The 22716-nt window shown below is 44.1% G+C and carries 23 protein-coding genes; 17 read left to right on the top strand and 6 right to left on the bottom strand.

The window, feature by feature from the left end:
* Positions 1-32 precede the first annotated feature (32 nt).
* The 5 genes from SCB77_RS09755 (at position 33) to SCB77_RS09735 (ending at position 5730) form a co-directional block, all read left to right on the top strand.
* On the top strand, positions 33-1205 hold the full coding sequence (locus SCB77_RS09755) for an acetyl-CoA C-acyltransferase (protein ID WP_320186243.1): 1173 nt from the start codon (positions 33-35) through the stop codon (positions 1203-1205).
* A 53-nt stretch (positions 1206-1258) separates the two neighbouring features.
* Complete coding sequence (locus SCB77_RS09750) at positions 1259-3037, top strand: acyl-CoA dehydrogenase family protein (RefSeq protein WP_320186242.1); 1779 nt, start codon at positions 1259-1261, stop codon at positions 3035-3037.
* Between the two features lie 153 nt (positions 3038-3190).
* Positions 3191-4444: a YeiH family protein gene (locus tag SCB77_RS09745; RefSeq protein WP_320186241.1), complete on the top strand. Its 1254-nt coding sequence runs from the start codon at positions 3191-3193 to the stop codon at positions 4442-4444.
* A gap of 103 nt (positions 4445-4547) precedes the next feature.
* Positions 4548-5099, top strand: a complete 552-nt coding sequence (locus tag SCB77_RS09740; protein ID WP_320186240.1) for an RNA polymerase sigma factor — start codon at positions 4548-4550, stop codon at positions 5097-5099.
* Positions 5089-5730, top strand: a complete 642-nt coding sequence (locus SCB77_RS09735) for a hypothetical protein (protein ID WP_320186239.1) — start codon at positions 5089-5091, stop codon at positions 5728-5730. The genes SCB77_RS09740 and SCB77_RS09735 overlap by 11 nt, the downstream gene beginning before the upstream one ends.
* A gap of 58 nt (positions 5731-5788) precedes the next feature.
* Here the strand turns inward: SCB77_RS09735 and SCB77_RS09730 are convergent, their stop codons facing one another.
* Complete coding sequence (locus tag SCB77_RS09730; protein WP_189627043.1) at positions 5789-6163, bottom strand: DUF3127 domain-containing protein; 375 nt, start codon at positions 6161-6163, stop codon at positions 5789-5791.
* Between the two features lie 69 nt (positions 6164-6232).
* On the opposite strand from SCB77_RS09730, the gene SCB77_RS09725 reads away from it, so the two are divergent.
* The 9 genes from SCB77_RS09725 to SCB77_RS09685 all read left to right on the top strand — a co-directional run bounded on the left by SCB77_RS09725 (position 6233) and on the right by SCB77_RS09685 (position 14517).
* Positions 6233-7393, top strand: a complete 1161-nt coding sequence (locus SCB77_RS09725) for a THUMP domain-containing class I SAM-dependent RNA methyltransferase (RefSeq protein ID WP_320186614.1) — start codon at positions 6233-6235, stop codon at positions 7391-7393.
* 4 nt (positions 7394-7397) lie between these two features.
* Entirely contained in the window at positions 7398-8048 is a 651-nt protein-coding gene (locus SCB77_RS09720) for an HD domain-containing protein (RefSeq protein ID WP_320186238.1), read from the top strand.
* Between the two features lie 77 nt (positions 8049-8125).
* Positions 8126-8887, top strand: a complete 762-nt coding sequence (locus SCB77_RS09715; protein WP_320186237.1) for a glycerophosphodiester phosphodiesterase family protein — start codon at positions 8126-8128, stop codon at positions 8885-8887.
* 81 nt (positions 8888-8968) lie between these two features.
* Positions 8969-9802, top strand: coding sequence for an endonuclease/exonuclease/phosphatase family protein (locus SCB77_RS09710; RefSeq protein WP_320186236.1), 834 nt, complete (start codon positions 8969-8971; stop codon positions 9800-9802).
* A 60-nt stretch (positions 9803-9862) separates the two neighbouring features.
* Positions 9863-10651 (top strand): DUF4197 domain-containing protein, encoded by a 789-nt coding sequence (locus SCB77_RS09705; protein WP_320186235.1) that lies wholly within the window; start codon positions 9863-9865, stop codon positions 10649-10651.
* Between the two features lie 123 nt (positions 10652-10774).
* Positions 10775-12037, top strand: a complete 1263-nt coding sequence (pepT, locus tag SCB77_RS09700) for a peptidase T (RefSeq protein ID WP_320186234.1) — start codon at positions 10775-10777, stop codon at positions 12035-12037.
* A gap of 39 nt (positions 12038-12076) precedes the next feature.
* Positions 12077-12640 carry a nitroreductase family protein gene (locus SCB77_RS09695; RefSeq protein ID WP_320186233.1) on the top strand — a complete coding sequence of 188 codons (564 nt, stop codon included), beginning with the start codon at positions 12077-12079 and terminating at the stop codon, positions 12638-12640.
* A 130-nt stretch (positions 12641-12770) separates the two neighbouring features.
* The gene (locus tag SCB77_RS09690; protein WP_320186232.1) at positions 12771-13220 is read left to right on the top strand and encodes a copper resistance protein NlpE; all 450 of its coding nucleotides are present in this window, start codon (positions 12771-12773) and stop codon (positions 13218-13220) included.
* 82 nt (positions 13221-13302) lie between these two features.
* Complete coding sequence (locus SCB77_RS09685) at positions 13303-14517, top strand: MFS transporter (protein WP_320186231.1); 1215 nt, start codon at positions 13303-13305, stop codon at positions 14515-14517.
* Here SCB77_RS09685 and SCB77_RS09680 read toward each other — a convergent pair.
* Positions 14507-15508, bottom strand: a complete 1002-nt coding sequence (locus SCB77_RS09680) for an acyltransferase (RefSeq protein ID WP_320186230.1) — start codon at positions 15506-15508, stop codon at positions 14507-14509. The two genes, SCB77_RS09685 and SCB77_RS09680, sit on opposite strands and share 11 nt — an antisense overlap.
* A gap of 213 nt (positions 15509-15721) precedes the next feature.
* On the opposite strand from SCB77_RS09680, the gene SCB77_RS09675 reads away from it, so the two are divergent.
* Together SCB77_RS09675 and SCB77_RS09670 are read left to right on the top strand one after the other, a co-directional pair.
* Positions 15722-16510 (top strand): hypothetical protein, encoded by a 789-nt coding sequence (locus SCB77_RS09675; protein ID WP_320186229.1) that lies wholly within the window; start codon positions 15722-15724, stop codon positions 16508-16510.
* Complete coding sequence (locus SCB77_RS09670; RefSeq protein ID WP_320186228.1) at positions 16511-17620, top strand: toxic anion resistance protein; 1110 nt, start codon at positions 16511-16513, stop codon at positions 17618-17620. It begins immediately after the preceding gene.
* Between the two features lie 89 nt (positions 17621-17709).
* Here SCB77_RS09670 and SCB77_RS09665 read toward each other — a convergent pair whose 3' ends face one another.
* The 3 genes from SCB77_RS09665 to SCB77_RS09655 form a co-directional block, all read right to left on the bottom strand.
* Entirely contained in the window at positions 17710-18243 is a 534-nt protein-coding gene (locus SCB77_RS09665; protein ID WP_320186227.1) for a fumarate hydratase, read from the bottom strand.
* A 4-nt stretch (positions 18244-18247) separates the two neighbouring features.
* On the bottom strand, positions 18248-19645 hold the full coding sequence (gene fumC / locus SCB77_RS09660; RefSeq protein WP_320186226.1) for a class II fumarate hydratase: 1398 nt from the start codon (positions 19643-19645) through the stop codon (positions 18248-18250).
* Positions 19646-19729: 84 nt separating this feature from the next.
* The gene (locus SCB77_RS09655; protein ID WP_320186225.1) at positions 19730-20299 is read right to left on the bottom strand and encodes a hypothetical protein; all 570 of its coding nucleotides are present in this window, start codon (positions 20297-20299) and stop codon (positions 19730-19732) included.
* A gap of 192 nt (positions 20300-20491) precedes the next feature.
* Here SCB77_RS09655 and SCB77_RS09650 point away from each other — a divergent pair, with 192 nt between their 5' ends.
* Positions 20492-22108 carry a S41 family peptidase gene (locus SCB77_RS09650; RefSeq protein ID WP_320186224.1) on the top strand — a complete coding sequence of 539 codons (1617 nt, stop codon included), beginning with the start codon at positions 20492-20494 and terminating at the stop codon, positions 22106-22108.
* Between the two features lie 30 nt (positions 22109-22138).
* On the opposite strand, the gene SCB77_RS09645 is transcribed toward SCB77_RS09650, so the two are convergent.
* On the bottom strand, positions 22139-22621 hold the full coding sequence (locus SCB77_RS09645; protein ID WP_320186223.1) for an Lrp/AsnC family transcriptional regulator: 483 nt from the start codon (positions 22619-22621) through the stop codon (positions 22139-22141).
* Positions 22622-22716: the final 95 nt, after the last annotated feature.

Below are 22716 nucleotides of genomic sequence, written 5' to 3'. Positions count from 1 at the left end.
GTACTAAAATCTAAATACTAAATACTAGAAAAATGGAAGCATACATTATAGCAGGATATCGTACCGCGGTGGGCAAGGCCCCGCGAGGAGTTTTTCGTTTTATGCGTGCCGACGATTTGGCCGCAGAGGTGATCAAGCACATGGTGTCTACGATACCAAGCTTGGATGTCGACAAGATCGATGATGTGATTGTGGGCAACGCCATGCCTGAAGCTGAGCAAGGGTTGAATATAGGTAGATTGATATCCCTTATGGGATTGCAGACGGATAAAGTGCCCGGTGTTACAGTGAACAGATACTGTGCTTCGGGGTTGGAAACCATTGCAACGGCTGTTGCCAAGATCAAGGCTGGTATGGCAGACTGCATCATTGCTGGAGGTGTCGAAGTGATGTCGGGCATGCCTTTCGGTGGATGGAAGATTGTCCCTAACCCCGTGGTTGCTAAAGAGAATCCCGATTGGTATTGGGGGATGGGTTTGACGGCCGAGGCGGTGGCCAAGGAGTTTAACGTTTCGCGTGAGGATCAAGATGCTTTTGCAATACGCTCCCATCAAAAAGCGGTTGCGGCACAGCAGAGCGGACATTTGCAGGCCGGCATTGTACCTATTAAGGTAGAAGAAACGTATATCAAAGACAGTAAGATTGCCACCCGCGAATATATTGTCGATAAAGACGAGGGGCCGCGGGCTGATTCTTCGGCGGAGGCTTTGGCTAAGTTACGTCCGGTATTCGCTGCTGACGGCTGTGTCACCGCCGGAAACTCGTCCCAGACATCTGATGGAGCCGCTTTCGTGTTGGTGGTCTCCGAGAAGATGCTGAAAGAGCTGCAGGTAGAGCCTATCGCGCGCTTGGTGAGCTATGCTGCTGCAGGCGTTCCTCCACGTATCATGGGCATTGGTCCGGTCGCCGCCATTCCAAAGGCATTGGCTATGGCCAATTTACAAAAGGAAGATATTGATCTTTTTGAGCTTAATGAGGCCTTTGCATCGCAATCGTTGGCCGTCATTCGGGAGTTGGGGCTGGATGAATCGAAAATTAATATCAACGGTGGAGCAATCGCGTTGGGGCATCCTCTAGGCTGTACCGGTGCGAAGTTGACCGTGCAGTTGTTGAACGATTTAAAAAGAAGAAACGAGCGCTACGGAATGGTGACCATGTGTGTGGGAACCGGGCAAGGGGCAGCTGGTATTTTTGAAATCTTGTAACCTACACCAAGGTCACCGTAAAATAATATTGAAATTTAGCTAAACAAATAAATATGAGCAACGCAATCAAAGGAGGAGAGTTTGTTATTCGAGAAACTCCCTATACCGACGTATTTATCCCTGAAGAGTTTGATGAAGAAGCAAAGATGATACGCCAGACATGTCGTGATTTTCTTGATAGCGAGGTGTTGAATAAATTGGAGCGCATTGATGCCCAGGAAGAGGGCTTGATGCAGGATCTCTTGAACAAGGCGGGGGAATTGGGTATGCTTGGCGTGTCCATTCCGGAAGAGTATGGCGGATTTGGTAAGAACTTTAACACCTCTATGTTGGTGGCCGATGCAGTTGGGGGCGGCTATTCATTTGCCGTGGCCTTATCGGCACATACGGGGATTGGTACCTTGCCGATTTTGTATTATGGTAATGATGCGCAAAAGCAGAAATATATCCCAAAACTCACCACAGGGGAATGGAAAGCAGCCTACTGTTTGACGGAACCCAATGCGGGCTCTGATGCTAATTCTGGACGTACATCGGCGAAATTGAATGCGGAGGGCACCCATTACTTGATCAACGGACAAAAGATGTGGATCACAAACGGAGGCTTTGCCGATGTTTTTATTGTCTTTGCTAAGATCGATGACGACAAGAACTTGACGGCCTTTATTGTGGAGAAAGAATTCGGTGGAATCAGCATGAATCCCGAAGAGCATAAATTAGGCATTAAGGGGTCATCCACGCGGCAAGTATTTTTCAATGACTGCGCTGTGCCGGTAGAAAATCTGCTGTCGGAGCGGGAGAATGGCTTTAAGATCGCCGTAAATATCCTGAATATCGGCCGTATTAAATTGGGCGCGGCCACAATTGGTTCTTCCCGCGCAGTGATAACGCAGGCCGTACGCTATGCCAATGAGCGTGTGCAGTTCAACCTTCCTATATCCAAGTTTGGAGCAGTGCGTTATAAACTTGCGGAGATGGCGACACGACTTTATGCAACCGAGGCAGCAGCCTACCGTGCTGGACAGAATATTGATGATGCTTACGAAGCTTTGGTTGCATCGGGAATGGAAGAAGCGAAGGCGAAGCTGAAGTCGGTGGAACAGTTTGCGATTGAATGTGCGATTATCAAGGTGTGGTGTTCGGAGATGTTGGACTATGTGGTTGATGAGGGCGTACAGATTTACGGTGGAATGGGCTATTCTGCAGAAGCGCCGATGGAGCGCGCTTATCGCGATTCGCGCATCAACCGTATTTTCGAGGGAACAAACGAGGTGAATCGTTTGCTTATTGTAGATATGTTGCTGAAACGGGCGATGAAAGGCGAAATAGATCTTATGGGACCAGCAACGGCTGTGGCCAATGAGCTGCTCGCTATTCCTGATTTTGGTGAGGACGATCAAACACCTTTTGCAACAGAAAAGAAACTGATCGCCAATCTAAAGAAAGCCGGTCTCCTGATTGCTGGTGCTGCGGTACAGAAGCTGATGATGTCTTTGGCCAAGGAGGAAGAAATCCTGATGAATATAGCAGACATCATCGGTTATGTTTATGTCGCAGAATCCGTGCTATTGCGCGCAGAGAAGATATTTCACACGCAAGGTGAAGATGCGGCGGCATTGCCGACAGATATGGCTCGCGTCTATCTTTACACATCGTTGGACAAAGTGCATGTAGCCGGTAAGGAAGCGTTGTATTCCTTCGGCGAGGGTGACGAGCTGAAGATGATGCTGGTGGGGTTAAGACGCTTCACCAAGGCGGAGCCATTTAATGTCAAGGATGCACGTCAGCGCATCGCAAAAAAACTGATCGACGAAAATCGCTACATGTTTTAACATACCGGCACTATCGATCTTTTTATAAACGGGCCTGTTGCAGAATTGTGACAGGCTTTTTTGTGGTTCTAATATAGCCTACGTTGCTATTCTATGATAATATCCTTACTTTCATTGCATTGTTTTTTATTGCTAATCAAAAACCGTAGTTAGATGTCAGTATCGAAAAAAAGTGTAGTTACAGAAGATTGGGTCGTTGTTATTTTGGGATTGTCCATTATAGGATTGTCTTTATGGGGGCTTGTCATTCCAAAACCAGCCTTTTCATGGAGTGCACTCTCCGATCTGCAAGATCATGTACTATCGCTTCATAATATACAGCATATCGGCAGTCAGTTTTTGTTGGTGTATGGCGTAGCAATTGTTGCGGCGGTGCTTTTGGGAAAGCCCGTGAAGTTTCTGTTGCTGGTTTTTCCGGTTGTATTTGTTATTACGTTGATCGCTCTTTTAATGGCCGGAAATGGGATGGTTAAGGATCTTAATCTAGAAGCGGTCATCTTCAGTTTGGCCATCGGTTTGGCTATCAGTAATCTGTTTACCTTGCCGACCTGGTTTAAGGAGGCCCTTGCTACCGAATTGTATGTGAAAATTGGGTTGGTGCTACTTGGGACGACGGTGATATTCGGCGATATTCTAAAAGCAGGTTCGCTGGGTTTGATGCAAGCATTGATTGTGGTACTGTCGGTGTGGTATTTTTCATTTTGGTTATGTAAGAAGCTCAAGATAGATCAGGAGATGTCGATGATGCTGTCCAGCGCAGTTTCCATTTGTGGTGTTTCTGCCGCCATAGCGACTTCGGGCGCTATCAAAGGAGATCCTAAAAAGCTATCTTACGTTATCTCTTTGGTGTTGATCACGGCCATCCCGATGATGATTTTTATGCCCTACATGGCTAGCTGGATGGGGCTTTCACAAGAAGTTACAGGCGCTTGGCTTGGTGGTAGTATAGATACTACGGGAGCGGTAGTGGCATCAGGCTCATTGGTTGGTGAAGAGGCCTTGAAGATCAGTACTATTGTCAAGTTTTCGCAAAATGTTTTGCTGGGAATAGCCGCCTTTGCGATCAGTATATATTGGACCTATTCAAAATCAAAGAGCGCTGAACATGCCGAAAAGCCGACGTTGAAGGTCATTTGGGAGCGCTTTCCAAAATTTGTAATTGGGTTTGTTTTAGCTTCTTTGCTTTTTTCCTTTGTTATTCCCACAGAACGTGTAGACCTGGTCAAGGATAGCCTCAAAAGTATACAAGGACTTTGGTTTGCGCTGGCTTTTACATCGATCGGCTTGGAAACAAATTTTAAGGATCTTTTTGTCCACAGTAACAAGAAGCCGCTTTACGCTTTTTTGATAGCACAGTTCTTTAACGTCTTGGTTACTTTGGCTATTGCTTTGTTATTGTTCCGATAGTAGGATCATGCTTTGTAAGAATATAGGCTGTAGTTGAAGATTTCTGCCGATTTTATATGGATTTTGTTATTTTCGAGCATCTTATTATGGAAGGAAAAATTGCATGAACGAAAAGGAGCTGTTGTTGCATTATAGAAATACGGGCGATGTGCAAGCACTAGGGAAGCTCTACGCTCCCTATATGTCTTTGCTCTATGGTTTGTGCTATAAATACCTTCAGGATCAAGAGGCTAGTCAAGATGCAATTATGCAGATTTTCGAACAGCTAATTGATAAATTGCGGCAGCATGAGGTTGATAATTTCAAAAGTTGGCTATATGTCTTTGCGCGTAATTATTGTTTAATGGAGCTGCGCAAAGGGAAGCAACGTACCTTTGTCGATATAGAAAACCATTTGTTGGAGTCGGAAAACAAACTTGACCTGAAGCATGATGAAAATCAGTGGACGGAAGAGGATTTTGAACGAATGGAGATCTGTTTAGACAGTTTGCAAGAGAAGCAAGCCGGCTGCATACGGTTGTTTTATCTTGAACAACGTTGCTATAAAGATATTGCAACAGAAATGAATTTGGAATTTAATCAGGTAAAAAGCTACATTCAGAATGGTAAGCGCAACCTGAAGATATGTATGGAAAGTAAGAGAAATGGAAAATAACTATCAGCTGTCAAGAATACATAATTACATCCACGGCTTGATGAGTAAAGAAGATATGCATGCCTTGGAGCGGGAAGCCTTGGATGATCCCTTTCTTCAAGATGCGATCGATGGTTATCGGCTGCAGAATGGCGTGGATGCGAAGTCGTTGAGCCTTTTACAGCAACGCTTGGAGCGTCGGCTGACGGAGCATGCGCAGCAGAAGAACCGTTATTTCTTCGGTTGGCAACGTTTGGCAATAGGTTTGGTGGCTGCAGTGATGTTTGTTACGGTGTGTACATTGGTGCTGATGCGGCATTTACCAAATCGAAGTGCTCGTAACGTGACGGAAGTGGAATTGATGGATGAGGTACTGACGAAAATGTCTGTTCGTCCGCTTGCTGGTGCTGATGCGGTGCCGGTTGATGGATGGGATGCTTTTGCGGATTTCCTGTCAACGCATTATTCTGGATCAAATAGCGAAAGAAAAATAGATGTTTCTTTTAAGATAGATAATAATGGTACAGCCTATGCGGTGGAGATGCAGCAGCCCAGTACGCCTCAAATAGCGGCTGAAGTAATTAGGATATTGGAGTCTGGACCTAAATGGAAAGGGCGCGAGGGACGAATAGAAATTGTTTTTCCGGAATAACATCGCATAAAAAAACCTTAAAGATTACTTTAAGGTTTTTTTATGCTTTCTAGTATGCTTAGAACGGCAAATCGTCGTCATCTGCACCTGAAGAAGAGATATCTACTGGAGGCATATCTGCATAACCTGGTGCAGGTGCTGATTGTGCCGTGTTTGCCAATTTTGTTACGCGCCAAGCAACCAAAGAGTTGAAGTAGGTGGTAACACCATCCTTGTTTGTCCAAGGGCGTCCACGTAAGTTAAAGGAAACTTCGATTTCATCGCCTATGGCTAAATTGTCAAATATATTTACGCGGTCTTGAGTAGATTCAAAACGAATGTATTCTACAAATTGTGGGTTTTCAGCATACGCGACTATCAAATCTCTCTTTTTAAACGACTCGGTAACTTGTTGCGTTGCGCCTATCTCGTGAACTTTTCCTCTTATTTCCATATCAAAACTATTAAACTGTAAAATTAAGCATTTTTTGCTAAGCAGAATAAGTAACTTTGCAAAAATATGATGGAAGTTTTCAACACCCCCAATAAGGTAATCATCACCTGTAATAGACGGTTGTCTCCATATTTGGAGCAAGAAGTCAAGGATTTAGGATTCCCAATCGTCCGTGCTTTTAATACCGGCGTGGAGATAAAAGCCTCTGTAAACGAGTGTGTTCGTTTAAATTTAAATCTTCGTGTGGCCAGTCAAGTGCTCTACGAAATCAAAGCTTTTCGCGCACATAATCCAGAGGAGCTTTACCGCAATTTGTTGACGATTGCGTGGGAGGATATCATCCCTTTCGACGGTTATTTTTCGGTAACCTCCACGGTACACAACGAAACCATCACGACGCCGTTGTTTGCTAATGTGAAGGTGAAAGATGCGATTGTGGATCGGATCAAAGATAAAAAAGGAATGCGCCCGAATAGTGGGCCAGAACTTAACCGAACGGTTATACATCTGCATTGGATGGAGGAACGTGCCGAAATATTTATTGATACTTCGGGTGAAACCTTGGCCAAGCATGGCTATCGTAAACATCCTGGTAAAGCACCTATGTTGGAGGCTTTGGCTACTTCCACGATTTTGGCTACAGGTTGGGATAAAAAATCGCCTTTTGTCAATCCCATGTGTGGATCAGGAACATTGGCTATTGAAGCTGCCTTGATCGCCCAAAACCGTGTGCCTGGATTACAGCGCATGAATTACGCTTTTATGCACTTCATTGGATATGACGAAGCGGTATTTTTTGAGGAGCGTCGTCGTATTAAAGAGATTACGGAGAAAGCTAACCTGCCACAGATCGTGGCGTCGGATATCGCGCCAGAAGCTGTGGAGATTGCCAAATTGAATGCACGTACGGCTGGTGTGGAGCACCTCATCACGTTTGAAGTTGGCGATTTCGCACAGACAACTGTGCCAGAAGGGAATGGCGTAGTGATGTTTAATCCGGAGTATGGAGAACGATTGGGCGTACATAGTAAGCTAGAGGAGACGTACAAGCGTGTGGGCGATTTCCTCAAGCAGGAGTGTAAGGGCTATCGTGGCTATGTTTTTACAGGAAATCCGGATTTGGCTAAAAAAATAGGCCTGCGTGCATCGCGTCGTTTTGAGTTTTTTAATGGTAAATTGGACTGTAGATTATTACAGTACGAGTTGTACGAAGGAACAAAAGAAAACTAAGGTTATGCAGGACTCATTTATCGAACAGACTGTCACATTCGTTAAAGAGCGTTTAAAAAATGCGGAATCGGGACACGACTGGTGGCATATTCAACGCGTGTGGAATAACACAAAACTGATTCTCGAAACAGAGTCCGCTGATCATACCGTGTGCGAGCTGACTGCCTTACTACATGATATTGCCGACAGCAAGTTTCATGATGGTGACGAGCACATTGGTCCTCGGATTGCGGGTGAGTTTTTGCTTGGCATTGGGGTCGATGGGGACACGGTGGAACATGTGCAACAGATTATTTTAAATATGTCCTTTAAAGCATCTTTAGGTGAAATTACTTTCCATTCTAAGGAGTTGGAGGTGGTTCAGGATGCAGATCGATTGGATGCGATAGGGGCCATAGGTATTGCGCGGGCATTCAATTATGGTGGGTTCAAGAACCGTGAGATCTATAACCCAGAGATCCCTGTTGAAGAGCAGCTAACGAAGGAAGCTTATAAAAATACCAAAGCACCTACGCTGAATCATTTCTATGAAAAGCTGCTATTATTGCGAGATAAGATGAATACAGCCGCGGGAAAGGCGATTGCTGCGGAACGACATCAATTCATGGAGTTGTTTCTGCAACAATTTTATGGAGAATGGAACGGCGAACGCTAATTTAATATTGACTTAACTTGAATTGGGTATATTCGTCAGGTAAATCAACTGCATATACACAACAAAAGTAGATAATAATGAAAAAATCCCTGGTTATACTAACACTTTTTTCGGCTATGAGCTTGGCCTCTTTTGCACAGACACAGATGATCGCACACCGTGGCGCTTGGAAAAATACCAAAGCTCCACAAAATTCGTTGGCATCTCTACATGAAGCAGCGAAACTCCACGCTTGGGGGAGCGAGTTCGATGTACATATTACCAAGGACGATGTTTTGGTGGTGAACCATGACAATGATTTCTATGGGTTGGATATTGCTACCTCAACTTATGAGGAACTGCTGACTAAGAAACATCCGAATGGTGAATCTATTCCAACAGCAGAAGCCTACTTGAAGGAAGGGATGAAGCAGAAGGATATGAAGCTTGTTTTTGAGCTGAAAACCAACAAGCTGGGAACAGAACGTACGCTGAAATCCGCAGAATTGTCCGTGGCGTTGGTGAAAAAACTAAAAGCGCAAAAATGGATTGAATACATTGCTTTTAGCTACGATGCCTGTGTGAAATTAAGGGAGTTGGATAAATCGGCGATGGTGCACTACCTGATGGGTGATAAAACTCCTCAGGAAATTAAGGATGCCAAGTTAAGCGGCATTGACTATCATCTTTCGATCTATCAGAAAAATCCAACATGGATCAAGGAGGCGAAGGATCTAAAATTGAAAACGAATGTTTGGACGGTGAACAAAGAGGACGATATGCGTTACTTCATCGACCATCAGATTGATTATATTTCTACCGATGAACCGGAGAGATTAAACGGTTTATTGGGAAAATAATCGTTTTTACAGCTAACGGAAACCTGCATCGATGCTTCGACTAGCAGGTTTCTTTTTTTTAATCCAGTAAAGGATATTTTTATGAAAATTAGTCTATTATCTTTATTTCTTTCCTTGTTCTTTTTCGTGGTTGATGCACAGGAGTTAACGGTCGCCTCTTTTAACATACGCATGAAAACCAATTCCGATACAGGCAACCTGTGGGATGATAGGAAGCAGGCATTGACCAACCTAATCAAATTTCATGAATTTGAGGTCTTTGGTATTCAGGAGGGGTTTTACGAACAGGTTGAAGATATGAAACAGCTGTTGCCCGGTTTTAGTTATGTGGGTGTAGGCAGGGATGATGGTAAGCAAGCTGGGGAGCATTCGGCGATATTTTATAATGAGCAAAGATTCAACGTGCTGAAAAGTGGCACCTTTTGGCTATCAGCGACAGATACGGAGAAGCCTAATAAGGGCTGGGATGCGGTGTTGCCTCGAATCTGTACCTGGGCTGTTTTGGAAGATAAGGAACAAGGAAAGCAGTTTATCTTTATGAATACACACTTCGATCATGTGGGTGTGGTTGCACGACGTGAGAGCGCCAAGCTCATCTTAGCAAAGGCTAAAGAATTTGCGCGTGACCTGCCCTTAATCTTGACTGGTGATTTCAACGTGGATGAAACGAACGAAGCTTATTTTACATTGGCTAAAAGTGGTGTCGTGCAGGATGTGTATGATAAGGCAAAGATTGTTTATGCGCCAAATGCGACATTCAACGGTTGGGGCAAAAGTCTAGAAACGCAGGGGCGCATCGATCATATTTTTATCACGACACCGTTTCGGGTTCGTAAATATGGAATCCTCACCGACACCTATCTAGGTAAATTTCCATCGGATCATTTTCCGGTTATGGCCGAACTGTCTTGGTAGATTCGAAGAGTATTGGTCTTCGAAAAATCATTACCTTTGGTGTAAAGAAATAAACATAGTATGAAGGTTTTTAAATTGATGGCGATAGGCCTGTTAGTTTTTCAGGCATCATTTACCGAAGCGCAGGTGTCCGCTAAGTTAAAGGGGATCTTGGGGAAGTTAGATACAACGTCTGATACAACGAAGAAAACAACGGCGACCTCGACAAAATCTACGGCGAGCGGTAATATCACCACTACGGAGGCTAACAATGCGATCAAGCAAGCTTTGAGCAACGGATTGCAAGCGAGTATCAAATCGCTTGCGGTGAAAGATGGTTATCTAGGTGACGCTGTTGTCAAGATTTTGATGCCTGAGGAAGCACAAAAGGTAGAAAAAGCTTTGCGGGCCGTAGGTATGGGCGCTCTATGCGATCAGTTTATTACGAGCATGAATAGAGCCGCCGAAACAGCAGTTTCTGAAGCGGGTACTGTCTTCGTCAATTCCTTGTCGAAGATGACCATCAAGGATGCCTATGCGATTTTGTTGAGCGGACAGCAAAATGCCGCCACGAATTATTTCAAAACGACGACAAACACTGAGTTGACAAGTCGTTTTACGCCCATTATCCAATCCGCAATGGGAAAGAATAATGTTTCTGACTATTGGAGCCAATTGACATCGGCCTACAACCGTTTACCGTTCTCCAATAAGGTAGAAACAAATCTGACTGCTTATGTGACGCAACGCGCCATTGATGGTCTCTTTGTCAAGGTAGCAGATCAAGAACTGAAGATTCGTCAAAATATCGGCGGGACCCGTAGCTCGGATGTTTTGTCAAAGGTCTTTGGCTGGGTAGATAAGCAGTAACCGCGCGCCCATCAATTTCATTAGATGGGCAATATTCTATTCGCTTTGCTAACAGTTAATTGCATAATAAGCTTATATTATCGTGCAGAACTTGTTATTTTTGGAGCATCAAAAACGAAGAGCATGAGTTCATTCCCGATTAATAGCATATCAGATTTTGAAGTGGTAGCACGCTTCATGCGCTATGTACAGATTGATACCGAGTCCGATCCGCAATCAAATTCATTTCCTTCTACGGCAAAACAGAAAGATCTGAGCCGTTTGTTGGTAGAGGAGTTGCAACAGATTGGTGTCGCTGATGCGCATTTGGACGCGCACGGTTACGTGTATGCGACTATACCATCCAATTCGGATAAGAATGTACCGGTGATTTGCTTTTGTTCCCACGTGGATACATCGCCAGATTGCTCTGGTGCACAGGTGAAGCCTCTGCTGCATGCAAACTACCAAGGACAGGACTTGGTTTTGCCAGATGATCCTTCCGTTGTTATCCGTTTTGGTGAACATCCCGATCTTAAAAACCAAATCGGCCATGATGTGATTACCGCCAGTGGTACCACGTTGTTGGGCGCCGATGATAAGGCTGGTGTAGCCGAAATTATGGATGCGGCGCGTTTGTTGATGAGCCATCCGGAAATCAAACATGGTACGATCAAAATTCTGTTCACGCCGGATGAAGAGATTGGCAAGGGTGTAAACCACGTCGATCTCGATAAATTAGGCGCGGATTTTGGCTACACGATGGATGGCGAACGTGCGGGTACTATAGAAGATGAAACCTTCTCGGCAGATGGCGTGCAGGTCACTATACAAGGTGTTTCGGTGCATCCAGGCTTCGCCAAAGGCAAGATGGTGAGTGCACTGAAAGTAGCTGCGGAAGTCATTCGGGCACTTCCTAAAGACCGCCTGTCTCCCGAAACAACGTCGAAAAAGGAAGGCTTTGTTCACCCCAATCATTTACAGGGCGGTGTCGACAGTGCAGCGATAGATTTTATCATACGCGATCACCTCACTGCAAATCTGGAGAAGCATGAAGCAGAACTTCGTGCGATCATTGACGATGTTATTGCGCGTTATCCTGCGGTAACGTATCAATTTAAGGTAAATGAGCAATATAGAAATATGAAAGAGGTCTTGGACCAACATCCGCAGATTATGGAAATCGGATTGGAAGCCATATCGCGTACGGGGCTAGTACCCGAGCGACGAAGCATCCGTGGCGGTACAGATGGTTCACGTCTTTCTTTTATGGGGCTCCCTTGCCCCAATGTGTTTGCTGGTGGACATGCCTTTCATGGTAAAATGGAATGGGTAAGTCGTCAAGATATGGAACAAGCGGTACGTACCATATTACATATCGTAACAATTTGGGAAGAAAGAGCATAGGGGATACAGACAGAAACAGATAAGTAAATAAGATAACATATGAAAAACGAGGTATTAAAAGCTATACAATATAGAAGAACGGTAACGCAAAATAATTTTACGGACCAAGATATCAGCAGAGAAGATCTATTAACGATTTTGGAGGCAGCAAATGCAGCTCCAACACACAAACGGACGCAACCTTGGCGATTTGTGGTGTTCCAAAAAGAGGGATTACAGCGATTGGGAACGGCTTTAAGTGGCATCTACAAAGAGATTACACCGGCGGAGAAATATAGCGAAGCGACGGAGGTCAATATGGGAAAAAAAGCCACCACGGCTAATGTTGCCATTGCCATCGTGGTAAATTACACCGGAGAGTTGCCTGAATGGGAAGAGTTGGCGGCTACATCTTGCGCTGTACAGAACCTGTGGCTTGCTGCGCACTCCTTGGGTATAGGCGGCTATTGGGCTACACCTGGTCTGATCAACCACCTCGGGTCGTTTTTGAAGCTTGAAGAAAACCAAAAATGTATTGGTTTGTTTTATTTAGGTCACCACAACAGCGAGCCTCGTGAGCCCCTTCGTGGAGCTATTGAAGAGAAGATACGTTGGGAAGAGTAGCCTCAACTAGTTTTTAAAGTCAAAAAGGTAAGGTTTAGAAAAATCCTTACCTTTTTTTTAAACTTTTTTCTCTTTAATTCGTTAATAAGGTGTTTAAAATATCATGTCAAACACTTTAAAGAATGCTGTTATGAAAAAAATGTTGGGTTTAGTCCTTATTTGTACATCTTTGTTCTCTTGCGTGGATTTGTCATCCTCTGGAGAGACTGGATCGACTGATACCTCTTCGGTAGGGAGCGAAGCAGTAACTACTGGCGATAACTCTCAAAAATCTATTGATTGGGCCGGAACATATGAAGCAACAATCCCTTGTGCCGACTGTCCCGGGATTAAGACAAGCATCGTCATTAATAAGGATGAAACCTTCCGGATTAGCAGTGAATATTTAGATCGCGGGAAAACGATCGAAGACAATGGTAAGATTATGTGGCATGATAACGGATCGGTCATCCACCTGAAAGGAAAGGACACCGACCTTAAGTTGAAGGTGGGCGAGAACCAACTGTTTCATTTGGATCAAGACGGAAAAGTGATCGAAGGTGACTTAGCAGATAATTATATCTATAAAAAGAAAGCGTAATGTAAAATTACAGTTTAAAGCCCACACATTGGTTGTGGGCTTTTTGTTTATTGGTTACCTTGGCGCCTCTAGATACCACTGTATGCATACCGAAGAAACAAAACCCCAACTTACCAGCACTGTTCTCTGGCTAATGACGATCTTGTCAGGCTTGGTGGTGGCAAACAACTATTATAATCAACCCTTGTTAGGCTTAATAGCCAGCGATTTTAAAGTGGCTGAGGGAACGGTAAGCAAGATTTCTGTACTGACACAATTGGGCTATGCCTGTGGTCTTTTGTTTATTGTGCCACTAGGCGATAAATTGCTTCGTAAGCGACTGATATTAATCGATTTGCTGTTCGTTATCGCGGCATTGCTGTTGATGGCTTTTGCACAACAACTTTGGCTACTCTACATCGCTAGTTTTCTTATCGGGGTTACTTCCGTTATTCCGCAGATTTTTGTGCCTATGGCCGCGGTGTTGGCTACTCCTGAAAAGAAATCCTCCAGTATTGGCTTGGTGATGTCGGGTTTGCTCATGGGTATCCTGTTATCTCGTTTTCTGAGCGGTATCGTCGGGGAGTATTGGGGATGGCGATCCATGTTTGAATTGGCTGCGGGGACGATGGTATTAACGTGGTTGTTGGTGTGGTTTTTTCTACCCGAGATAAAGCCTAATTTTAAAGGTTCATACGGATCGTTAATGAAATCGGTATGGCATTTGGCAAAAACCGAACCTAAGCTGCAATTGGCTTCCTTTCGGGGAGCAATGGGATTTGGCGCGATGTCGGCGGTATTCACTACTTTGGTCTTTCATATGGAAGGAGCTCCTTTCCATGCGGGATCTTCCGTGGTGGGGAGTTTTGGGCTTATTGGTGCCGTAGGCGCATTTGCAGCCGCGTTTGTGGGGCGATTTAACCAGCGTTTCTCCGTGTACCAGTTGATTTATGGAGCGATTCTAATCCTATTGCTCAGCTGGGCTTTCATTTATTTTGGGCAGCACACCTATACGGGCTTGATCATCGGAATTATCTTGGTCGACCTTGGTCTCCAAAGTTCCCATATTATGAACCAGACAGATTATTTCTCTATTCCGACTGACGCAACGAGCAGGTTGAATACCGTCTATATGGTCTGTTATTTTATAGGAGGCTCATTGGGAACTTATTTGGCAGCACTTGCTTGGCAGTACAACGGTTGGGCAGGCGTTTGTATCGTCGGTACAACATTTAGCGCGTTGGCATTTATTGCGCACGTTTTGTTTGGCCGTGGCAGACGACGTTCAAGGACGCGGACAGATGCAATTAGCCACTGATAACGCTTCCATAAGGTATTTTTCGAATCAAGTAGGTGGCCACAAAGGACCCGATAAAGGTTACCAGCGTAGCGATCGGAATTTTATAGAAGATTGGCAGGTTAACCAATGGATGAACATAGTTAAGCACGATGATGTGCACCAGATAGATGCCAAAGCTGTGGTTGTCTAGTGTTTGAAGCCAAGAGGAAGGAGGTTGTACGCAAAGCCTCTTGCAAAGTAGGAATACGAGGCTAGCTAGCACCGCGTTGTTCGGCCCGAGGTAGCCGTAAAAAGCAGGAGAAAACTTGTTAATCGATGCACTGTATTGCCAAGTTCCCAAGGTGTTAAATAGGATGAGCAGTAGGATGGAGATGATGAGCACAGGAGTGGAAATCCTCCATTCTCTATTTGCCAAAAGATAGCCCAACAAAGTATAGCCTAGGTAACCGGAAAAGAATGTGAGGTCAATTTTTGGCATGTAGGAAGCGTAGCTTTTGTTCATGATAAGCAGTGATGCCGCCCATAGACCCAACAGGATATAGAGGTCGCGGTGTGATGCGTGTTGCACGAGGATCCGGAGAAAAGGGATAGCGAGGTATACACCTAGGATCATGTATAGAAACCATAGATGTGCGCTGGGACCATGTAGTATCTTGTCGATGCTGATCTCGATAACGCGCTGAGCGGGCAGTACTTCAAAGTTGGTATACCTGTAAAAATAATACAGCAGGTATACCGCGATCCAAAATAGGAAAGGCCATAGAATCCGAGTCATGCGTTTTCTGTAAAAAACCAAACTGTCTTCCTGTTTGTTCAATAGCAGCGCTCCAGAGATCATGAGGAATAGGGGAACCGAGAATCGAGACATACTGTTCAGGACGTTGGCATAATTCCACTCCAAGGAGGTGGCGTTAAATTGATTCAAGTATCCGGTAGAGGCGTGGATCAGGATAACTAGAAAAGTAGCAAGTATTCGTAGCGTGACGAGGTATGGAATCGGCTTTTGCATGGCTAAAGGTAATTTATTTTTTGATCGGATAAGCTGCTATTTTTTCCGTGGTTAGTGGATTAGACCTTGTTAAGTGGTCAGTTTGTCTGTCTCGGAGCATAAAACAGTATTCGGAAAAGGGGGTTTTGTGCCGATCGCTGGCATTGGAATGAGAATTGATCAAAGCTACTAAGTTATAGCATAAGGAATTAAAAAAAATAAGTAAATTGCAGAATGGGATTCGCTACAAAGAAATCTAGACGCTGGGAGCTACAGCAATTGACCTGGACCTTCATATCTATTGTGATGTTCGTTCCCTTGCCTGTCCATATTTTTCCATTTGTAATGCTTAACCAGGCGCGCAAGAGTAAAATACGCTCTTGGTATGCCATGGGAATCGCACTATTGATGGTAGAGCTGGCGTTATTTGCGTCTTTCATCTATTTTTTTGGGACGTTGTCGCAGGCGATGTTGCTTACATTGGGCGGATCTGTGACATCCTATATCGTTGGTAATGGTCTGCTGTTAAACCGCGCGAAGCCCTACCTACAACGTTTGGAGCTCGCTGAGATCCGGCCGTTGGCTTGGATTCCAACGGCGGCCTCGCGCAATCGGGTGCAGCAGCTGCCACAAGCGGTGCTGGACACGCCGCAGCTGTTCATCGAGCGACTTATCCATTGGAGAAAGGAGATCGATAATCGAGCGATCCATCAAAACATAGATAAAATAATACATCTTTTTCAACTCTTGGAAAGTAACGACAAGATGGAAGCTGAGAAATTTTTGGTGCGACATGCTACCGTGGTTAACGTCTTGATGAAATATGACGAGATCGAAAACTCGCGACTGAATAACAGCGTGACGATGGAGTCGAAGAAAAAGTTAGAAGATGTTATTGCGAAAGCCGCAATAGCGATAGAGCAGGAAGTGACCAACCAGTTTAAATCTGGTATTTTAGATGTATCTGCGGAAACAGATGTATACATTCAAAGCTTAAAAAATAGAAACCTTTTAAACGAATAGATGATGGCAAATCTCGATTTAACCACATACGAAGAAAACCAGAAAGATAAGAACAAGTCGGTAGCTGTAAATTTTACCGATGAGGAGAAATCCCAAATTCAACAATATAAGAGCAAGATTAACTTGACCTCGACCACCGACGTCATTCAATATGGCGTGGGAAGTCAAACTAAGGTGAGTAATTTCTCCAATGAGATCTTAAAGCAGGTGCGTACTAAGGATATGGGTGGGGCAGAGGATATTCTCCTAAACCTTCGTTCCGACATCAAATCGTTTGATGAGAATCTGAATAAAAAGCCTTTGATACCATTTTTCGACAATCTGAAGAAGAAGTTGCAACGTATGCGTACAGAGTACCAAAGTGTAGAGAAAAACATTCATCAGATTGAGCTTAAGTTGGAAGGCCACTACAAGAATCTGGCGAAGGACGTCAACATCTTCGATAAACTGTTTGTCGAAAACCAAAATTTCTTCAAGGAACTATCGCTGTATATTGCTGCTGGTGAAGAGAAGTTGGAGGAAGTGCACAGCGTCACCTTACCGCAAATGAAGGCCGAGGCGGAAGAGTCTGGCGATCAGCATAAGATTCAGCAATATAAAGACATGGAACAACATGTTGTACGTTTTGAGCGTAAGGTGCATGACCTTAAGCTAACGCGGATGGTCGTCTTGCAAACTGCTCCACAAATCCGTTTGATACAGAATAACAGTTCTTCCTTGATGGAGAAAATTCAGTCGTCATTGGTGAATACTATTCCTTTATGGAAAAACCAAATGGTATTGACGCTTGGTATTGCTCATTCGCAAAAAGCGTTGGAAGCTCAAAAAGCGGTGACTGATGCCACTAATGAGCTGCTGCGGAGGAATTCGGAAATGTTGAAGGAATCGACAATCAATATTGCAAAAGAAACCGAGCGTGGCATCGTTGATATCGAGACGATCAAGAAGGCTAATCAGGATATCGTTTCTACCATTGAGCAGGTGCTGCAGATACAGCGTGAAGGACGTGAGAAGCGTAAAGTCGTGGAGCAGGAATTGATTCAAGCCGAGAGCGACTTGAAAACACATTTGTTGAAGTCATCTACCGATGATAATAAATTGATCAATTAATGGCATCTGTCCATAGGACAGAGATCCGTGTTTGATAAAAAAAGCGTTTGTTCATGTCGGACAAACGCTTTTTATATTGATCTAGATTCTTAATCTTCCCACCGCCGTTTGGGCACACAAGATATGCTATGTATTTTACGCAGGACGAGGCGTCTTTGGTCAAAGCGACTTTCTAGAACCAACGAATCTGCATCATGGTAAGCGACACGGTAACGAGGTAGGTAGGTGCCTGTTTTATAGCATCCTGCCGTCTTGTATTTGCCGTTCTCTTTGGTGTAAATGCCTTCGCCAATCAAGCTATCGCCACGCATCACATAGACTCCTTTCGCATACTCGGTCCATTCGCCATCTTTGTAGCAGGAGTCGGGAATGCGCTGCACGCTAGCATTAACATGCATCGTTGTATATACCGAGTCGCAAATAAACTTAAATTCGTGCAAGGTGTAATCCATCATTTGGGACTGATGCGGAATACTGTCCTGCACCCAAACACCTTGCAGGAAGTCAGCTCCTTCGGTTTGCATTTCCGAATGACGCACACAGCTGCTTACAACAAACAGCATGCTCGCCATAATCGTCAAGCATGCTGTTATCTTTATCTTTTGTCCGGATAGATCTATCACCTATTTATTTTAAGCTTCCAACCATGTCTGCTGGTTTTACCCATTCGTCAAATTCTTCAGCCGTTACATAGCCTAAAGCAATGGCTGTCTCCTTTAGGGTGGAGTTGTTTTTGTGGGCTGTTTGTGCGATTTCAGCCGCTTTGTAATACCCAATTTTCGTGTTTAATGCTGTAACAAGCATAAGGGAGTTGTTTACCAATTCCTCAATGCGGGCGTAATTTGGCTCGATTCCGATCGCGCAATGTTCTTCAAAAGACACACAGGCATCACCGATTAAGCGCGCCGACTGTAGGAAATTGGCGGCCATGACAGGTTTGAATACATTCAATTCATAATGTCCTTGCGTGCCTCCAATAGTGATGGCAACATCGTTACCCATTACCTGTGCAGCAACCATCGTTAGGGCTTCACATTGCGTAGGGTTTACCTTTCCTGGCATGATGGACGATCCGGGTTCATTTTCCGGGATCAATATCTCGCCGATACCTGAACGCGGGCCAGACGCCAACATACGGATGTCGTTAGCAATTTTGTTTAAGGACACGGCAAGCTGTTTTAAGGCGCCATGTGTCTCTACGATTGCATCGTGTGCCGCTAGAGCCTCAAATTTATTTGGAGCGGTCACGAATGGCAAGCTCGTAAATTCGGCAATATATTTTGCGACCAAGACATCATATCCTTTGGGCGCATTCAATCCGGTTCCTACAGCAGTACCGCCCAACGCTAGTTCGGATAGGTGAGCGAGCGTATTCTTTACCGCTTTGATACCGTAGTTCAACTGGGCAACATAGCCGGATAGTTCTTGGCCCAATGTCACTGGTGTAGCATCCATTAAATGGGTACGTCCAATTTTCACGACCTGCATGAATTCGTCCGATTTGCGTTGCAACGTATCGCGCAATTTTTCTACACCTGGAATAGTAACTTCAACTACGGCTTTGTAGGCAGCGATGTGCATGCCTGTAGGGAATGTGTCGTTCGATGATTGGGATTTGTTCACATCATCGTTCGCTTTTAATACGGGTTCCCCTTCGCCTATCTTTCCGCCAGCCAACACTTGCGCGCGGTTGGCGACAACCTCATTCACATTCATGTTGGATTGGGTGCCAGATCCTGTTTGCCAAATAACCAGCGGAAACTCATCGTCAAGTTTTCCAGCGAGAATTTCATCACAAACAGCTGCAATGGCATCGCGTTTTTCTACCGGTAGGACACCAAGCTCATGATTTGCATAGGCAGCTGCTTTCTTAAGGTAGGCAAAGCCTTCGATAATTTCTTTTGGCATAGATGCCGAAGGTCCAATCTTAAAATTGTTACGTGAACGCTCAGTCTGTGCTCCCCAGTATTTATCTGCAGGAACCTGTACTTCGCCCATCGTGTCTTTTTCTATTCTGAATGACATAATTTTAACGTATTTATTTGCTAACAAAGTTAATGAAAATAATAGAGAAGCGGGTACAATTACCCCGCTCATTTGTACGTATCGCTACATCCCGAGCCTTTTGTTGATGCGCTCCTGAATATGGTGGTACAGTTGTTTTGGCTTCAATGTGCGCCAAGGAAAGGTGTTTAACTCGCCGCCAAAATGTATGTAGTAATCGATGCCGTGCGATTTAAATTCCTGTATGACGTGCTCCCTAAAATTCAGGGCCACAATCCAACCATCGCTACTGTCTTCATACCACTCTTCGTAATAGGAATCGTCCGATCCATGAAAATTAAGCACATTCTCTCCGATCAATAGAAATTTGTCGATACCTTCGGCGATAAGCATGTCAATGACTTCGCGTTTTAAGAGCATGATGTCGTTGTAAATGGCGTCATTCCATTCTCCGATAAATTCCATAATGCAAAATCCCTTATCATAATCAACATAGAGAATCTTGATGTATAAGGTTTGGGATCCAAAATCGTCCCATTGCGGATGGAGGAGAAAGTTATAGATCTTCTTATCAAATTCAAATTCGCTATAAATGACGCCGTAAAATGGCGATTTCTCGTCTTCTGCTGCGATGTAATCGTCGCGCCAATTATAGTAGGGTTCTATTTCGTGCAAAGCTGATGTCTTTTAGTTGTCCAACGATGGATAAAGTTACATGCAAAATTGCTGATGTGAAATGGAAAAAAGAAATTATCTGCCAGCACTTTCAAATATTACGGGATCATTACGAAACAATAGTCGTTTTTAAGTGTATTTTAAGCAAATACGTGTTAATTTACCGCGCAAATTGAAGAAAACTATTTAATTTTGCAAACGAATTTATACATGCAGAAAGGTACTAAACGAAATCTATTTGTCGCAGCTACATACGCCGCAGTGTTGCTACTGGGCATCCTGTTGGGACAGAACTATGTGGACGAGCAGGGCAGCAAGCCTGGGAATAGTTTGGTGCCCATTGGTTTATCCAATAATACTTGGAAGATACAACAGCTGTTGGACTTGGTGGCCGACAGTTATGTGGATAGTGTTAATGTAGACTCCGTGCAGAATGGTGCCATCAACCACATCATTTCGCATCTGGATCCTTATTCCAGTTATCTCGTGCCAAATGAATCACAACGGCAAACGGAAATCTTAGAAGGTACATTTGAAGGGATTGGAATGGAATATTTCAATTTGAATGACACCCTGATGATCGTTTCCTTGATCAGTGGTGGACCTGCGGAAAAAGCAGGCTTTCGTGTGGGTGATAAACTGTTGAAGATTGGCAACAAAACGGTCGCAGGAATCAATATTTCCAGAGAAAGCGTGGAGAAACTTATTCGTGGCCGACGGGGTACTTCCCTAAACATTCATATTAAACGAGATTTCGACGAACTACCAAAACCAATTAAAGTGGTGCGCGATCAGGTAACGGTAAGTTCGTTGGACGTGGTCTACATGATACGGCCAGGGGTTGGGTATGTCAAGGTACGAAGGTTCGGTATTAACACCGGTGATGAGTTCCGTCAAGCGGTGGTGGAGTTGAAAAAGCAAGGTGCCAAGAAGCTTATTCTCGACCTTCGAGACAATGGTGGAGGTTATTTTCATATGGCCATCAAGATGGCGAGTGAGTTTTTCAGTGATCGACGGTTGGTTGTTTATACGGAGGGTGCACACGAAGAGAAACAAGATTATTTCTCCGATGAGGGTGGTAATTTTTCCAGTGGAGAGCTGGCTGTTTTGATCAATGAAAATACGGCATCCGCCAGTGAGATCGTAGCAGGTGCCGTGCAAGATTGGGATCGTGGAGCAATCATTGGTAGAAGATCCTATGGCAAAGGTATTGTTCAGGAGCAGTATGATTTTTCTGATGGCTCGACAGTAAATCTTAGTATCGCTCGTTACTTTACACCCTTAGGTAGAAGTATCCAAAAGAAATATAGTCCGAATTGGTCCAATATGGTCGATTTCAATAATATGTATGAAGGCCTATGGGCGCTGGATACACTCTATGCGCATGGAAAAACCTTTAAAACCCAAGCTGGTAAGCCGGTGTATAGTGGGGGCGGTATCCTGCCCGATGTGGTGGTTCCGGTTGATTCCAACGCTTTGAGCTTGTTCTACCAAGATTTGATTCAATATAGCTTTATCGAGCAATTTGTTTATGCGCGTTTTACCAAGAAGCTGCCAGCTTATTCGATTGATAATTTTCTTCAGGGTTACCATTTGCCGGATAATGAGTATCATCGATTCATTGACTTCGTTCGTGGAGAAGGATTTTTGATATCTGATCGGAAGAAGAATGATCTTCGAAAAGTTATCGAGAGCGATATTGAAGCATTGGTGGGACGCTTTTACTTCGGCAGAGAGGCTTACTTTAAAGTGAAAAACCGGAGCGATGCGTTTGTGAGACGAGCATTGGATTTCATGGATGCTTCATGATATATAAATAATGCTTTCAGCAAAGCTCTGCTAGATCACTGATGCGCCATACGTGTTTTTTATTTCAGCCATAACGAAAGTACTGTGTGTACTGCCTATACTATCGACAGAACCAAGCTTGTTAAACACAAAATCCTGGTAATGTTTCATGTCGCGCACGGTTACCTTTAAAAGGAAATCATAGTCGCCGGAAATGTTGTAGCATTCTATAATCTCGTCAATTTCCATGATATCTTCTACAAATCTATGCCCTATGCTGCGGTCGTGCTGTTTTAGTTTAATGTTACAAAATACCGTAAAGCCCTGATTTAGCTTTTCGGCATCCAGTATGGCAATGTATTTTTTAATATAACCTTTTTTTTCCAAACGTTTTACGCGTTCAAATACCGGCGAGGCAGAAAGGTTTACCATTTGTGCAAGTTCCTTTGTCGTGATATTTGAGTTATTATGCAGTATGTTTAGTAATTGTAGGTCAATGCTATCTACACCATCTACAGACTGATTTTCTTTCATATCGTTATTTTTAGCTTTTTTATAGTTTTTTGTTTTGCATGAACGGTAAAACGAGGTTAATTTACCTGATTTATTTGGTTTTTCGAATTATAAAA

It is taken from the genome of Sphingobacterium bambusae (assembly GCF_033955345.1).
Classification (GTDB): Bacteria; Bacteroidota; Bacteroidia; order Sphingobacteriales; family Sphingobacteriaceae; genus Sphingobacterium; species Sphingobacterium bambusae.
This window is presented reverse-complemented; position numbering and strand designations above follow the sequence as displayed.